Origin of the sequence: Dellaglioa kimchii (assembly GCF_046115505.1) — a bacterium.
In the GTDB taxonomy this organism is placed as follows: Bacteria; Bacillota; Bacilli; order Lactobacillales; family Lactobacillaceae; genus Dellaglioa; species Dellaglioa kimchii.
Genome location: NZ_CP170736.1, coordinates 1,299,740 through 1,316,061 on the forward strand (window position 1 = coordinate 1,299,740; position 16,322 = coordinate 1,316,061).

Consider the following 16,322-nt stretch of genomic DNA (forward strand, 5'->3'; position numbering starts at 1 on the left):
TAGTAATTAAAAAAAGGTAGTTCAGACTTTTTAGTCTAAACTACCTGGATAGGTTTTATTTAAAACGAACGATAATTTTACCAAGTGCATGATGAGATTCACTACGATCGTGAGCTTCTGCTACACCTTCTGCAGAGAATTCATGAACTGAATCTAAGGTCACTTTTATAGTGCCATCTTCAAGCATATCAGCTAATTTAGTTAATTCTTCACCGTTTGGATCTAACCAAATTGAATCAAAAGTCACATTTCTTGCTTCAGCAAGGCCTGCTGTTTTTTCAGAATCCATCCCAGTAATAGCAACTAAACGACCTGTGCCATGTTTTAAGATATTAACTGATTTTTCTTGTGCGTCACCACCGATTGTATCAACTACAAGGTCAATGTCTTTTAAAATTTCCGCAAAATCTGTTTCATGATAATCAATGACTTGGTCAGCGCCAAGTCCTTTAACAAAATCAATATTCTTCGAGCTAGTTGTGGTAATAACGTAAGCACCCACTGATTTAGCAAGTTGAATAGCGAAAGAGCCAACGCCACCTGAACCAGCATGAATAAAGACTTTTTCACCTTTTTCTAAATGACCATGATCAAAAAGTGCTTGCCATGCAGTTAAACCAGCTAAAGGAACAGCAGCAGCTTCTTCAAAGCTAATATTTTTAGGCTTTGGTGCAAGCAAATTAGCATCAACAGCAGTATATTCGGCATAAGTACCAAAACGAGTCGTGGCAGGGCGTGCGAAGACTTCATCACCAATTTTCCAATCGGTTACGTTAGCGCCTACTTCTGTGATAACACCCGATACATCCCAACCTAAAATAATAGGGAATTGCCAGTTAAGCATACCTTGTAAAAAGCCTTCACGCGTTTTCCAATCAATTGGATTAATTCCTGCTGCTTTTTCTTGAACAATTACTTGATCCGCCGTCATTTCAGGCATAGGTACTTCACGTTGTTTAAGTTTATCTTGTCCGCCAAATTCATCAATTACAACGGCTGACATCATTTTCTTTTCTGTCATCGGATTCCTCTTCTTTCCAGTTACTTTTAATTTGTAAGTGAATTGTATCGAATAACGAAATAGAATGCAATCAAGACACTCTTTCATATTGACAGTATTCTTGTGATTAAAATTGACAATTAGGCTTTATTTACGTATATTATAGCTATAAGTGATGAAGTAGTTCAGTAATTTGTCGATCAATTTTAAAGAAACCTGATGGTCGCTGGAAATCAGGAAATATCGATGAGTGAAGTACGCTATGGAGCTAACAACGATTCATCTCGTTAACGATGATTGAGCGATTATCTACTATACTATGTAGATAATAACTTGGGTGGTAACGCGGAAATTAATTCGTCCCTGATATCTTTTTTAGATATCAGGGATTTTTTTATACTTATATTATAGGAGGAAACAGAAATGAATATTATTGACGAACTAGAATGGCGCGACGCAATTAATCAAACAACAGACGAAGATGGGTTACGTGAACTAACGTCTGAAAAATCAATTGGCTTATACTGTGGGGTTGATCCAACAGGGGATAGTATGCATATCGGACATTTAATTCCGTTCATGATGTTGAAAAGATTTCAATTAGCAGGACATCATCCATACATCATTATTGGTGGTGGTACAGGTTCAATTGGTGACCCAAGTGGTAAAAACTCTGAACGTGTGCTGCAATCAATGGACCAAGTTCATCATAACGAGCAAGCCCTAACTGCACAGATGACCAAATTATTTGGACAAGATTCAAATATTTCAATTGTAAATAACTATGATTGGTTATCAAAAATTAGCTTGCTTGATTTCTTACGCGATTACGGTAAGTTATTTAATGTAAACAGCATGCTTGCAAAGGATGTTGTTGCGAGTCGTTTGGAAGTTGGTATCTCATTCACGGAATTTACATACCAAATCTTACAATCAGTTGATTTCCTACATTTACACAAACACCATGATGTTCAATTACAAATTGGTGGGGCTGATCAATGGGGGAATATTACTGCAGGAATTGATCTTATTCATAAAGAGCTAGGTTCAGATACAAAGGCCTATGGGCTAACAATTCCACTAATGCTTAAGGCTGACGGTACTAAATTTGGTAAAACAGCTGGTGGCGCAGTTTGGTTAAATCCAGAAAAAACAACACCATATGAATTCTACCAATTTTGGTTAAATCAAGACGACCGAGATGTTGTAAAATATTTGAAATTTTTCACATTCTTAACGTCAGATGAGATTGCTGAATACCAAAAATCAGTGGAAACAGCTCCAGAAAAACGTGAAGCACAACGCCGCTTAGCACGAGAAGTAACTGAATTTGTTCATAGTCCAGAAGCTGTAATTGAAGCTGAACATATTTCTGCAGCTTTATTTTCAGGTGAAGTGAAAGAATTAACAACGAGCGAAATTGAACAAGGGTTTAAAAATATGCCTTCTGTTGAATTAGCAGCAGAACCAGAAAATATTGTTGAATTATTAGTAAATACAAAAATTGAATCATCAAAAAGACAAGCACGTGAAGATATCACTAATGGGGCCATCCGCATTAATGGTGAAAAAATTCAAGATTTAGATTTTATGATTGATCCTTCTAAAGAGTTTGACGGTAAATTTGTGATTATTCGTCGTGGTAAAAAGAAGTACTGGTTAGGCCGCGTTAACGCATAATGGCACTATTTTATGTAATAGCTTTTCTTGTGGTGGGGATTATTATTTCAAATATAATTCACGAAGTTCTTCCTAAAATACCAGATGCTTTTATTCTGATAGTAATCGGCTTATTACTATCATTAATACCAGTTATGGCTAACTTTGAATTAGAACCAGAGTATTTTATGTTATTCATTATTGCACCACTTATGTTTAATGATGGGCAAAAGACATCTGTTAGGGGGATTCGTAAAAATTTCCATGCGATTCTTTTACTATCAGTAGTTTTAGCGCTTATTACAGTTGTAATAGTGGGATTATTAGCGAACCGATTAGAAGTTCGTTGGACATTGCCACTTGCAATAGCATTAGCTGCCATTGTGACACCGACTGATGCTATAGCAGTAAAATCCTTAACGTCAGCATCAAAACTCGATTCAGGGGTTAATACTGCCCTTGAGTACGAATCATTATTTAACGATGCAAGTGGATTAGTGATGCTAAATTTAGCATTATCTGTGATGGAAAAAGGAACATTTTCCATCTATAGTGGATTATTCCAATTTGTTTTCGTCGCAGTTGGTGGTATTGTAGTTGGGGTTATGACAGGTGGAATCTTAGTTAGCATTAGAACATATTTTAATAAGAAAGTTACATCACCAGAGTTAACGATTATTCCAATTGCATTGTTAACACCGTTTATTGTCTATTTATTGGCAGAAAGTTTAGGGACATCCGGCATAATTGCTGTTGTAACAGCAGGGATTGTTCATAATATTGAATCAGAACATTTAAAATTAACAGCAACACGTGTTCAATTAGTCTCGTCAACCATCTGGGAGACACTAACAGCAATGCTTAATAGTATTGTTTTCATTTTATTAGGAATTAGTTTGCCTGAAATTTTCCGTTCACTTGTGAAGCTTGGGATAAGGCAATCATTTGAGCTGTTAGGATTGGGATTGTTGATTTATGTGGTGATGGTAGTTATTCGATACGTATGGGCGCAAATTGAAAATGAAACATATGTTGTAGCTTTTTTTGGACCATTTAAATCTAAAAAAAGACGTAAAAATGCATTTATATTTGGATTGAGCGGTGTGCATGGCACAATCACACTTTCGATGGCCTTTTCGTTACCTATGTTCATAAATGGACATGCATTTCCATATCGAGAAGAAATCTTAATTATAGCAACAGCCGTCATACTATTAAGTATGGTAACGCCGGCAGTAGTGTTACCTAAAATATTACCAATTAAAAATTTATCTTTTAGTAAAGATGAATTAAATAATTCACGAATACAAATGATTGATTACGCTAGTTTACATCTTACAGAACGTATTCCGTCTAATGAAGTAAGATACGCGGTTATTCAACAATTACAATCACAAAAAGGATTTAATGATATCCAGGGATATGACAAGCATCAAGAATTATTTAAAAAAATTAATGAAATTGAAGATGAATTTTTAAATAGTAATGAGATAAAAGAAATTTATCCTGCCCGAGTACTCAGTACGTATAGAAAAATTTTGGATACAGATTATGGGAGACAACGCGTGAGTATTTATCGGATTATTCGGTCGGTAGATCATCAGGTTAGGCATGAAGTTTGGCATATTAGCCATGGGCAGATAACACATGGACAGAGAAGTAAAGCTAGAAAAAAATGGGCTAAACAAAACGCTGAAAAAATGCAAATACACGATGATTTTCGGTCATTACTATGGGAACTGGAAAAGCAACTGCATGAATTACTTGAACAGTACTTACGTGATTTAACAAAAGAACGTTTGGCTACTGCACATGGACAACTAGATGATATTCAAAATGTTGAAAGATTTATCGAAGATCGACAAAGGCATTTTCGTAGAGATTACGAAGAAAATGGAAAAATATCAGTAGATTTATTTATTCAAGCATTTCAGTTAGAATATAATTATGTTCTAACGCAATTTATAGCAGGAGTAATTAACGAGCAATTGGCTAACAAATTGTATGATGAAATAAATCAGGCGCAAACATTACAAATGCAGCAATTATTAGTTGAACATTAAATAAAAAATAATTTCAAAAATTAGGATTAATAGTCCATTTTTGAAATTATTTTTTTATTTAAGCTCTAAAAGTACAGATGTATACGATTACATCAATATTTTTAGATTTAATTTAAATAAAGGCTTGACGAAGGTGATTATTCTTGGTAAAGTAATAAACGTTGCTTCAGTAGTAAACAACTAATTCAAATGTGATCAGTTAATTAATTAAAAAAGTTCTTGACAATTAACGAAATCCTTGATATAATATAAAAGTTGTCAAAAGCAACCAAGTAGATCTTTGAAAACTGAACAAATTTTCGACAAATCAAATGTGTAGGGTCTCTTAACTAAGAGTTAAGAGCAAACATTTGCGAAGTCAATTCGCTAGTTTCAAAAAGTAACAAAACAATAAGAGCAATCAACTTTTTATATGAGAGTTTGATCCTGGCTCAGGATGAACGCTGGCGGCGTGCCTAATACATGCAAGTCGAACGCATTATCTTCACCGAGTGCTTGCACTCACCGAAGATAATGAGTGGCGAACGGGTGAGTAACACGTGGGTAACCTGCCCAAAAGAGGGGGATAACACTTGGAAACAGGTGCTAATACCGCATAATTTGTTAAACCGCATGGTTTGATAATGAAAGACGGCGTAAGCTGTCACTTTTGGATGGACCCGCGGCGTATTAGCTAGTTGGTGAGGTAAAGGCCCACCAAGGCAATGATACGTAGCCGACCTGAGAGGGTGATCGGCCACATTGGGACTGAGACACGGCCCAAACTCCTACGGGAGGCAGCAGTAGGGAATCTTCCACAATGGACGAAAGTCTGATGGAGCAACGCCGCGTGAGTGAAGAAGGTTTTCGGATCGTAAAGCTCTGTTGTTAGAGAAGAATGTAGGTAAGAGTAACTGTTTACCTAGTGACGGTATCTAACCAGAAAGCCACGGCTAACTACGTGCCAGCAGCCGCGGTAATACGTAGGTGGCAAGCGTTATCCGGATTTATTGGGCGTAAAGCGAACGCAGGCGGTTTTTTAAGTCTGATGTGAAAGCCTTCGGCTCAACCGAAGAAATGCATTGGAAACTGGATAACTTGAGTGCAGAAGAGGAGAGTGGAACACCATGTGTAGCGGTGAAATGCGTAGATATATGGTAGAACACCAGTGGCGAAAGCGGCTCTCTGGTCTGTAACTGACGCTGAGGTTCGAAAGCATGGGTAGCAAACAGGATTAGATACCCTGGTAGTCCATGCCGTAAACGATGAGTGCTAAGTGTTGGAGGGTTTCCGCCCTTCAGTGCTGCAGCTAACGCATTAAGCACTCCGCCTGGGGAGTACGACCGCAAGGTTGAAACTCAAAGGAATTGACGGGGGCCCGCACAAGCGGTGGAGCATGTGGTTTAATTCGAAGCAACGCGAAGAACCTTACCAGGTCTTGACATCTTCTGACAAACCTAGAGATAGGCCGTTCCCTTCGGGGACAGAATGACAGGTGGTGCATGGTTGTCGTCAGCTCGTGTCGTGAGATGTTGGGTTAAGTCCCGCAACGAGCGCAACCCTTATTATTAGTTGCCAGCATTTAGTTGGGCACTCTAATGAGACTGCCGGTGACAAACCGGAGGAAGGTGGGGATGACGTCAAATCATCATGCCCCTTATGACCTGGGCTACACACGTGCTACAATGGACGGTACAACGAGTTGCGAGACCGCGAGGTTAAGCTAATCTCTTAAAGCCGTTCTCAGTTCGGATTGTAGGCTGCAACTCGCCTACATGAAGTTGGAATCGCTAGTAATCGCGGATCAGAATGCCGCGGTGAATACGTTCCCGGGCCTTGTACACACCGCCCGTCACACCATGAGAGTTTGTAACACCCAAAGCCGGTGAGGTAACCTTTTAGGAGCCAGCCGTCTAAGGTGGGACAGATGATTAGGGTGAAGTCGTAACAAGGTAGCCGTAGGAGAACCTGCGGCTGGATCACCTCCTTTCTAAGGAATATTACGGAAACCTACACACTTGTCGAAAATTTGTTTAGTTTTGAGGGGTTTACTCTCAAAAAATTTGTTCTTTGAAAACTAGATAATATTTATTAAATTTTTAAGCAATAAGCCGAGAAACACCGCGTTTTATTAGTTAAGAACGTAGTTCTTAACAAAACCACTTTGCTTTAAGTAAAGTTAGGTTAAGTTATCAAGGGCGCATGGTGAATGCCTTGGCACTAGGAGCCGATGAAGGACGGGACTAACACCGATATGCTTCGGGGAGCTGTAAGTAAGCTTTGATCCGGAGATTTCCGAATGGGGGAACCCAGCAGTTTTAATCGACTGTTACTATTAACTGAATACATAGGTTATATAGAGGTAAACGCAGGGAACTGAAACATCTAATTACCTGCAGGAATAGAAAGAAAAATCGATTCCCTAAGTAGCGGCGAGCGAACAGGGAAGAGCCCAAACCAAGAAGCTTGCTTCTTGGGGTTGTAGGACTGCTCATTTGAGTTACCAAAGATTTTTATAGTAGAAGAGTCTGGGAAGACTCGCCGTAGAGGGTGATAGCCCCGTATACTAAATGAAAATCTCTCAGAGCAGTATCCTGAGTACGGCGGAACACGAGAAATTCCGTCGGAATCCGGGAGGACCATCTCCCAAGGCTAAATACTCCCTAGTGACCGATAGTGAACCAGTACCGTGAGGGAAAGGTGAAAAGCACCCCGGAAGGGGAGTGAAATAGTTCCTGAAACCATGTGCCTACAAATAGTTAGAGCCCGTTAATGGGTGATAGCGTGCCTTTTGTAGAATGAACCGGCGAGTTACGTTTGCTTGCGAGGTTAAGTTGATAAGACGGAGCCGTAGCGAAAGCGAGTCTGAATAGGGCGCCATAGTAAGTAGACGTAGACCCGAAACCAAGTGACCTACCCATGTCCAGGTTGAAGGTGCGGTAAAACGCACTGGAGGACCGAACTCATGTATGTTGAAAAATGCTGAGATGAGGTGTGGGTAGCGGAGAAATTCCAAACGAACTTGGAGATAGCTGGTTCTCTCCGAAATAGCTTTAGGGCTAGCCTCGGAATTAAGAATCATGGAGGTAGAGCCACTGTTTGGACTAGGGGCCCATCTAGGGTTACTGAATTCAGATAAACTCCGAATGCCATTGATTTATATCCGGGAGTCAGACTGCGAGTGATAAGATCCGTAGTCGAAAGGGAAACAGCCCAGACCACCAATTAAGGTCCCAAAATACATGTTAAGTGGAAAAGGATGTGGAATTGCACAGACAACTAGGATGTTGGCTCAGAAGCAGCCACCATTTAAAGAGTGCGTAATAGCTCACTAGTCGAGTGATTCTGCGCCGAAAATGTACCGGGGCTAAACATGTTACCGAAATTGTGGATGGAACCCATTAGGGTTCCGTGGTAGGAGAGCGTTCTAAGGGCAACGAAGCTAGACCGTAAGGACTGGTGGAGCGCTTAGAAGTGAGAATGCCGGTATGAGTAGCGAAAGACAGGTGAGAATCCTGTCCACCGAATGACTAAGGTTTCCTGGGGAAGGCTCGTCCTCCCAGGGTTAGTCGGGACCTAAGTCGAGGCCGAGAGGCGTAGACGATGGATAACAGGTTGAGATTCCTGTACTAGTTATATTTGTTTGAACGATGGAGGGACGCAGCAGGCTAAGGAAGCGCACTGATGGATATGTGCGTCCAAGCAATAAGTCTGAAGTTGAGTTAAATGCTTAACTTTAAGGACAAGTTGTGATGGGGAGCGAAATTAAGTAGCGAAGTAACTGATGTCACACTGCCAAGAAAAGCTTCTAGTTAGAGTATAACTACCCGTACCGCAAACCGACACAGGTAGTCGAGGAGAGTATCCTAAGGTGTGCGAGAGAACTCTCGTTAAGGAACTCGGCAAAATGACCCCGTAACTTCGGGAGAAGGGGTGCTGACCGAAAGGTCAGCCGCAGTGAATAGGCCCAAACGACTGTTTATCAAAAACACAGGTTTCTGCAAAATCGTAAGATGACGTATAGGGGCTGACGCCTGCCCGGTGCTGGAAGGTTAAGAGGATGAGTTAGCTTCGGCGAAGCCCAGAATTGAAGCCCCAGTAAACGGCGGCCGTAACTATAACGGTCCTAAGGTAGCGAAATTCCTTGTCGGGTAAGTTCCGACCCGCACGAAAGGCGTAACGATTTGGGCACTGTCTCAACGAGAGACTCGGTGAAATTATAATACCCGTGAAGATGCGGGTTACCCGCGACAGGACGGAAAGACCCCATGGAGCTTTACTGTAGCTTGATATTGAGTGTTTGTATAACTTGTACAGGATAGGTAGGAGCCGTAGAGACCGGAACGCTAGTTTCGGAGGAGGCATTGGTGGGATACTACCCTCGTTGTATGAACACTCTAACCCTCGCCACTAATCGTGGTGGGAGACAGTGTCAGGTGGGCAGTTTGACTGGGGCGGTCGCCTCCTAAAAGGTAACGGAGGCGCCCAAAGGTTCCCTCAGAATGGTTGGAAATCATTCGCAGAGTGTAAAGGCACAAGGGAGCTTGACTGCGAGACTTACAGGTCGAGCAGGGACGAAAGTCGGGCTTAGTGATCCGGTGGTTCCGTATGGAAGGGCCATCGCTCAACGGATAAAAGCTACCCTGGGGATAACAGGCTTATCTCCCCCAAGAGTCCACATCGACGGGGAGGTTTGGCACCTCGATGTCGGCTCATCGCATCCTGGGGCTGTAGTCGGTCCCAAGGGTTGGGCTGTTCGCCCATTAAAGCGGTACGCGAGCTGGGTTCAGAACGTCGTGAGACAGTTCGGTCCCTATCCGTCGCGGGCGTAGGAAATTTGAGAGGAGCTGTCCTTAGTACGAGAGGACCGGGATGGACATACCTCTGGTGTACCAGTTGTTCTGCCAAGGGCATCGCTGGGTAGCTATGTATGGATGAGATAAACGCTGAAAGCATCTAAGTGTGAAGCTCACCTCGAGATTAGATTTCCCATTCCTTTATGGAAGTAAGACCCCTGAAAGATTATCAGGTAGATAGGTTGGAAGTGGAAGTACAGTGATGTATGGAGCGGACCAATACTAATCGGTCGAGGACTTAACCACAAAGTGGTGTGAAACGGTGTACGGCTTAAAAATCAATGATAAATATTAGCTAGTTTTGAGAGAATAAGTTTTCTCAAAAAAAAGAGTGTGGTGGCGATAGCAAGAAGGATACACCTGTTCCCATGTCGAACACAGAAGTTAAGCTTCTTAGCGCCAAGAGTAGTTGGGGGTCGCCCCCTGCGAGGGTAGGACGTTGCCATGCTAATAATAAATAAAAAAAGGACATTAACATAATTGTTAATGTCCTTTTTTTATGCGATTGTATAATAAAAAGCCGCTTACCGGATTTGAACCGGTGACCCCCACCTTACCATGGTGATACTCTACCTACTGAGCTAAAGCGGCATTACTATAAAAGTCTATAGTAATATTAAAAATAAATCAACCTAAATTTAAACAATCAAAACATTAGAATTATTTATGGAATTCGTAAGTAACGGAGATAGTGACTCAATGGAAAAGATAGTTAAGGTATGCATTGCTCGTGAACAGAGAGTGTAAAGGGTACCAAGATCATTTTTTGAAATATAACTTTTTTTTGAAATATCAAAAGCAATAACAGAATCAAATTCCAAGCCCTTAGCTAAATAAATAGGTAATATTATTGTTTCTTCTGGAATTTTTCTGTCGCCGTCTGTAACCATTGTTAATTTAACTGATGATCTGAGTTCACTGTACAGCAGTTTACATTCAGCTAAATTTTTAGTGATGATAGTTACTGGTTGGTTATTAGTATCACCTTTTTTAATTAGGTCTATTAAAGATGTTAGTGCAGTAGCCCGAGTTTTACTAAAGTATATTTTAGGTAATTCGCCATGACGTGTGAATGACTCAATATTATTTCCGTCTGGTAGCAATGATTTTGCAAAATTAGTAATTTCAAATGTTGATCGGTAACTTTTATTTAAAATAATTAAATTAGTTTTTTTAACTTGTAAAATATGATTTAAATTTTCTAAAAATTTAGTTGGTAAGATTAAATCATAGAATAAGGCTTGTTCACTATCACCTAAAAGTGTTAATTTAGCGTTAGGAAAACAGTTTTTTAAATATAAGAGTTGTAAGGGAGAATAGTCTTGGATTTCATCAATAAAAAGATGTTCGATATTTCTATTTTGACCATCACCCGTTAGTAAATCTCGTAGTAACAGTAATGGTGTGGCATCTAGTAACGAAATTTTATGAAGCTCTAAGTTTGATTGAAATAAGTGTTTTGCATCTATTGAAATTGTAATTTCAATGAATTTTGCATATTGCTCATAAATATCAATAAAATAATTATTGTAAATCGCATCATATACAATATTAAAGCGATCTTTTAATATAATTGTACCAATATATGATATTTCTTTATCAATGCTGTCAAATTCATCGCGTTCATAATCACTTAAATACGTTTCATATTGAGAATCAGATAATGAATCAATTTCTTCACGCATCCAATCGGATTCTGACATTTCAGCAATTCTGGTCTTTAATCGTTTTGTTAATGTATTTTTTGTTGCGGTAAATTTATCTGATGACAACATATTATGTGGTAGATGTGTAAATATATTAGCGATTTCTTCTTTTTTAAAGAAAGGGATACCTTCATAAATGATATCAGTGAAGGCTAATTCAGATGAATCTATTGAATTTAAGTAATTTTCAATTGTTCTTTTAAAAAGTGCATTACCTCTTAAATCAGATGAAGCATGTTTATTATTTGATTCATAATTTTCAAATAATGTTTCAACCTTTAATCCTTGAAATCTATTAGCAAAGAATTCGGCTAACGTAACCTGTCTCATGTTCTTTTCACCTAAACTTGGTAGAACATCGGAAATATAGTGACTGAAAAGTAAATTTGGAGAAAATAATATAATTTGATCTGCATTTAAAGATGTTCTCGAGTGGTAGAGCAGAAATGCAATACGTTGTAGAATAGCGGATGTTTTCCCACTACCGGCAACCCCTTGGACAACCAATAAGTCACTTGTTGTATCTCGAATAATTGTATTTTGTTCTTGTTGAATTGTAGAAACTATATTTTTCATCTGTGTGTCACTTTGTTCACCTAAAACTTGTTGCAATAATTCATCGCCAATTGTTTCGTTGGTATCAAACATCGATAGAATTTTACCTTCTTTAATTTGAAATTGACGTTTTTTGGATAACTCCGTCATTTGAGTTCCTTGTGGTGTCTTATAAGAAATGTGACCTAATGCACCGTTATAATAAATACTTGAAATAGGTGCACGCCAGTCATGTATTAGAAAATTTTGATGATCATCGACTAGAGAAGCTAGACCGATATAGAGTTGTTCCTGTTCTGGATCACCATCGTCTTGGATATCAATGCGTCCAAAATAAGGTGAATCGCCTAATTGTTTTAAAGTGTGAACCTGTTTTTCTAATATTTCTTCAGTTTGGATAGTCGTGGCGACTAATTGTTTCTGTTGTTGCACTTCGGCATTTGTTTCAATTCTATCATCAACTTCAAAAGTATTGATTTTGGCATTATCTACATAGTTTTTTTCAACTGATGAGGTTTCTATATGTGCTTTTTCATATAGTTCGGCCGTTTTAATGGATTGGTGATTAATTTCAGTAATGATTGAATCAACTCTATTTTGTTCGATTTCTTCTTCTGACATCTTAATGGCCCCCTTTGTACTATTGACCTAGTTTAAAGGTTTTTGAAATATTCGTCTAGTATTTAATATTATTTGATTTTTTCTGTTGAACACGCTACACTTACACTAATAGATAATTCATTGATTATTGCGAAGTAGGAACGCCAACTAGAACAGGGACATACTGATATTGCTGGAAGGTATGGTGGCGGACTGAATTGGATATATGAGAATTTTGGGTAACCTCCTTATCGGTAAGTGGCAGAATTTTATTCTGCAATTTAGGTGGTACCACGAGACAGTCGTCCTATTGTTATTTACTAACAATAGGACTTTTTTTATAGATAGAAAGGGAGCGTAAATATGACAAAAAAAGTAGTCTTATCAGGGGATCGACCTACGGGGAAACTACATATTGGACACTATATTGGTTCATTAAAGAATCGTGTTGAAATGCAAAATTCTGGTGATTATGAGATATTCATCATGATTGCTGATCAACAAGCTTTGACAGATAACGCACGTGATCCGGAAAAAATTAAAAATAGTTTAATTCAAGTAGCGTTAGATTATCTAGCGGTTGGGATTGATCCAAACAAATCAACCATTTTTGTTCAATCACAAATTCCTGCATTAACAGAATTAACGAGTTATTATTTGAATTTAGTAACTGTTTCTCGCTTGGAACGTAATCCTACAGTAAAAGCTGAAATTCAACAAAAGAATTTTGAACGTAGTATTCCTGCCGGATTTTTTGTTTATCCAGTTAGCCAGGCTGCAGATATTACAGCATTTAAAGCAACAGTTGTACCTGTTGGTGACGATCAAGAACCAATGATTGAACAAACACGCGAGATTGTTAGAAGTTTTAATACAATTTATCAACAAGATATTCTTGTTGAACCAGAAGGTGTCTTCCCTCCAAAAGGGCAAGGGCGTTTACCTGGATTAGATGGTAATGCAAAAATGAGTAAGTCACTAGGAAACGGGATTTTTCTTGCCGATGATGCGGAGACATTGAAGAAGAAAGTAATGTCAATGTATACAGATCCAGATCATATTCATGTTGAAGATCCAGGTAAAGTTGAGGGTAACATGGTATTTACTTATCTTGATATCTTTGATAAAGATACTGAAAAAGTTGCCGAACTTAAGGCTCAGTATCAAGCAGGTGGCTTAGGCGATGTTAAAATTAAACGTTATTTAAATGAAGTACTTGAAGCTGAGTTAGCTCCAATTCGTGAACGACGAGCTGAATTAGCTAAAGATCCTGAAGCTGTTTATGCAATGTTAAAAGCGGGTAGTGATAAAGCTAATGCTGTTGCAAACCAAACATTGAACGAAGTTAGAGATGCGATTGGAATTAATTATTTTAACTAGTTCGGTTGTGAAACGTTTCTTTGATTTAGTATGAGGTGAGTAATAATGGAAAAGTTTGTTTTATTGGATTTGGGTTCAAATTCGGTTCGATTATCAATTAACGAACAACTTGATAATGGACAATTTAAAGAAATTAAGCGTTTAAAATCGGAAACACGATTATCTGAAGGGATGGGGAAATCCCGAGTGTTACAGGAACATGCGATGGCTAGGACAATTGAAGCCTTAGTTAGTTTTAAAAAACAATATGATATTTATGGACCGGTTGCTGTACATGGAATTGCCACTGCAGCTGTACGAATGGCTCGAAATCAAAAAGAATTTTTACACCGAATTAAAGAGGCAGTTGGTGCCGATATTGAAGTTTTAAGTGGGGATGATGAAGCTTATTACGATTATATGGGCGTAATGGAAGCCTTGCCAATTCATGATTGTTTAATTTTGGATACTGGTGGTGCAAGCAGTGAATTAATCCACGTGGTTAATCGAAAAGTGGTACACCTTGTGAGTTTGCCATTTGGTGCAGTAACTTTATCCGAAAAATATTTAAAGAATGAACAAATTACGAGTAAAGAATTATTTCAATTAATGGAGTACTTGGTGACTGCTTTTCAAAAGTTAGAATGGTTAAAGGAGGCAATTGAGTTGCCCCTCGTACTACTTGGCGGATCAAATCGAATTATTGGTCGTTTAAACCGTAAAAAACAGAAACTAATTAATACGGAAGCTATTAATGGCTATCAATTGTCACGTAAGGCAGTTTCATTAACTTTTGAGGACTTGGTAGGCTTGACGACTAAAAAGCGTGCACAGGTAAGTGGCATAGCTTCTAACCGTGCGGATATTATTGTAGGTGGAATTGCACCGGTTGTTGTCCTGGGACAATATTTAAATTCTGTTGGTGTCATTTTTTCTGAAAGTGGTGTCCGAGAAGGTTATTTAACAACTAAATTAGGTAAATAAAAAGACATCAAAAATTGATGTCTTTTTATTTTGGTAAAATATCTTCGAATGTCATTGCCGATAAAAATTTTTGAATACGTTCTGTAGGATGATTGAAAAATTCATTTGGTGAACCATTGAATAAGATATTGCCATCTTCTAGAAAAATAATATTATTGGCAACAGCTTTTGCAAAGGCCATATTATGGGTAACGATAACCATTGATTTTTTTTCTACATCCAACTTAAGTAGAACTCTTAAAACTTCTGCTTCTAATTCAGGATCTAGTGCGGAAGTCGGTTCATCAAATAATAAATATTTGGGATTCATTGCCATTGCTCTAGCAATAGCTACACGTTGTTGCTGACCACCAGATAATTGGCTTGGATAGTAATTAGCACGATCCGAAAGACCGACTAATTCTAAAAGTTCTTCAGCTCGTTGTGCAACAATTAATTTTTGTTCCTTTAAAACGTGAAGGGGTCCTGCCATAACATTTTTCAAAACAGTTAAATGAGGAAATAAGTTGTAGTCTTGGAAAACCATACCTGTTTCACGACGAACTTCCAAAATTGTTTTTTCACTGATTGGTTGGGTAAAATCAATCTTTTTATCATCCAATGAGTAGAGACCTTCTTCAGGTTGTTCTAATAGATTAAATGAACGTAATAAGGTTGATTTGCCGGAACCAGAAGGACCAACGATGACAGTTGTTTCGTTTTCTGGTAATTCAAATGACAACGATTTCAAGACTTTATGTTGGTCGAAGTATTTATTAACATTTTCAAATTTAATCAAAGTTAAGACCTCCTAGTTATTTTTAACGTAACGCGATGTTCTTTTTTCTAGATAATATTGACCAACGTTTAAAATTGAGCAAAAGACTAGATAAACGACCGCTACTTCACAGTATAGGGTCATAGGTTCATAAGTTCTTGCCGCAATTTGTTGACCAACGGAAAACATTTCGACAATCGTGATTGAGAAGGCTAATGATGTATCCTTTATTAAACCAATGAAACTATTTGATAAGGGAGGAAGTGAAACTCTTGCTGCTTGTGGTAAAATAACGCGAAATAACACGGTTGTATGTGTCATACCAATGGCGTAACCAGCTTCCCACTGACCTTTTGAAATTGATAAAATAGCTGCACGAATTGTTTCCGATGCATAAGCACCAACGTTTAATGAAAAAACAATAACAGCGGCACTGAATGCGCCGAATTCAACTGTATAAGGTGCTGGTAATCTAGGTAGTCCATAAAATAGGATAAATAATTGCACAATCAAAGGCGTTCCTCTGAAAATCCAAACATAGAATGAAAAGAATGCTTTACCAATCCCTTTTAAAATTCGGGTGAAGGTACTGCCTTTTTTTATATCTGATATTCGAACTAGTGCGGTGATAATTGCGATGATGATCCCGATAACGAATGAAATTATTGTCAAAGGGATGGTGTAGCGAATTCCAGCTTCTAAAATGGTTGGGAGTGAATCAATAACAAGTTTCATAAACGCGGAACCTCTCTTAATCTATTATTAATAAAAAAAGACTGATGACAAAATGGATTTTGCACCAGT

General features: G+C 38.5%; 8 protein-coding genes, 1 tRNA gene, 3 rRNA genes and 1 other annotated feature. Of the genes, 7 read left to right on the forward strand and 5 right to left on the reverse strand.

What is annotated here, in order from left to right:
• Positions 1 to 55 precede the first annotated feature (55 nt).
• A complete protein-coding gene (locus ACE83Q_RS06415; RefSeq protein ID WP_409022830.1) occupies positions 56 to 1,003 on the reverse strand; it encodes an NADP-dependent oxidoreductase in 948 nt (315 codons plus the stop codon).
• A gap of 163 nt (positions 1,004 to 1,166) precedes the next feature.
• Positions 1,167 to 1,368, forward strand: a binding site (T-box leader).
• Between the two features lie 55 nt (positions 1,369 to 1,423).
• On the opposite strand from ACE83Q_RS06415, the gene tyrS reads away from it, so the two are divergent.
• From tyrS to rrf, 5 genes are all read left to right on the forward strand, one after another.
• Positions 1,424 to 2,680: a tyrosine--tRNA ligase gene (gene tyrS, locus ACE83Q_RS06420; RefSeq protein WP_409021914.1), complete on the forward strand. Its 1,257-nt coding sequence runs from the start codon at positions 1,424 to 1,426 to the stop codon at positions 2,678 to 2,680.
• Positions 2,681 to 2,709: 29 nt separating this feature from the next.
• Positions 2,710 to 4,722 carry a cation:proton antiporter gene (locus ACE83Q_RS06425; RefSeq protein WP_409021915.1) on the forward strand — a complete coding sequence of 671 codons (2,013 nt, stop codon included), beginning with the start codon at positions 2,710 to 2,712 and terminating at the stop codon, positions 4,720 to 4,722.
• Positions 4,723 to 5,130: 408 nt separating this feature from the next.
• Positions 5,131 to 6,691: ribosomal RNA gene (locus ACE83Q_RS06430) — 16S ribosomal RNA — on the forward strand.
• Between the two features lie 192 nt (positions 6,692 to 6,883).
• Positions 6,884 to 9,803 (forward strand): 23S ribosomal RNA (locus ACE83Q_RS06435).
• Positions 9,804 to 9,889: 86 nt separating this feature from the next.
• A 5S ribosomal RNA gene (gene rrf / locus ACE83Q_RS06440) occupies positions 9,890 to 10,005 on the forward strand.
• Together the 16S, 23S and 5S rRNA genes form the textbook arrangement of a ribosomal RNA operon.
• 70 nt (positions 10,006 to 10,075) lie before the next feature.
• Here the strand turns inward: rrf and ACE83Q_RS06445 are convergent.
• Positions 10,076 to 10,148, reverse strand: a tRNA-Thr gene (locus tag ACE83Q_RS06445).
• Positions 10,149 to 10,195: 47 nt separating this feature from the next.
• Complete coding sequence (helD, locus tag ACE83Q_RS06450) at positions 10,196 to 12,439, reverse strand: RNA polymerase recycling motor HelD (RefSeq protein WP_409021916.1); 2,244 nt, start codon at positions 12,437 to 12,439, stop codon at positions 10,196 to 10,198.
• A gap of 342 nt (positions 12,440 to 12,781) precedes the next feature.
• Here helD and trpS point away from each other — a divergent pair, with 342 nt between their 5' ends.
• Together trpS and ACE83Q_RS06460 are read left to right on the forward strand one after the other, a co-directional pair.
• Entirely contained in the window at positions 12,782 to 13,798 is a 1,017-nt protein-coding gene (gene trpS, locus ACE83Q_RS06455; RefSeq protein WP_409021918.1) for a tryptophan--tRNA ligase, read from the forward strand.
• Positions 13,799 to 13,843: 45 nt separating this feature from the next.
• Complete coding sequence (locus ACE83Q_RS06460) at positions 13,844 to 14,761, forward strand: exopolyphosphatase (RefSeq protein ID WP_409021919.1); 918 nt, start codon at positions 13,844 to 13,846, stop codon at positions 14,759 to 14,761.
• A gap of 25 nt (positions 14,762 to 14,786) precedes the next feature.
• On the opposite strand, the gene ACE83Q_RS06465 is transcribed toward ACE83Q_RS06460, so the two are convergent.
• Both ACE83Q_RS06465 and ACE83Q_RS06470 read right to left on the reverse strand, forming a co-directional pair.
• Entirely contained in the window at positions 14,787 to 15,539 is a 753-nt protein-coding gene (locus ACE83Q_RS06465; RefSeq protein WP_409021920.1) for an amino acid ABC transporter ATP-binding protein, read from the reverse strand.
• 12 nt (positions 15,540 to 15,551) lie between these two features.
• On the reverse strand, positions 15,552 to 16,253 hold the full coding sequence (locus ACE83Q_RS06470; RefSeq protein ID WP_409021922.1) for an amino acid ABC transporter permease: 702 nt from the start codon (positions 16,251 to 16,253) through the stop codon (positions 15,552 to 15,554).
• Positions 16,254 to 16,322 lie beyond the last annotated feature (69 nt).

Excerpts from the sequence above, each read along its gene's own strand:
- ACE83Q_RS06415 (WP_409022830.1), bottom strand. The coding sequence starts at position 1,003 with ATGTCAGCCGTTGTAATTGATGAATTTGGCGGACAAGATAAACTTAAA.
- ACE83Q_RS06460 (WP_409021919.1), top strand. The coding sequence starts at position 13,844 with ATGGAAAAGTTTGTTTTATTGGATTTGGGTTCAAATTCGGTTCGATTA.
- ACE83Q_RS06470 (WP_409021922.1), bottom strand. The coding sequence starts at position 16,253 with ATGAAACTTGTTATTGATTCACTCCCAACCATTTTAGAAGCTGGAATT.
- trpS (WP_409021918.1), top strand. The coding sequence starts at position 12,782 with ATGACAAAAAAAGTAGTCTTATCAGGGGATCGACCTACGGGGAAACTA.
- tyrS (WP_409021914.1), top strand. The coding sequence starts at position 1,424 with ATGAATATTATTGACGAACTAGAATGGCGCGACGCAATTAATCAAACA.
- helD (WP_409021916.1), bottom strand. The coding sequence starts at position 12,439 with ATGTCAGAAGAAGAAATCGAACAAAATAGAGTTGATTCAATCATTACT.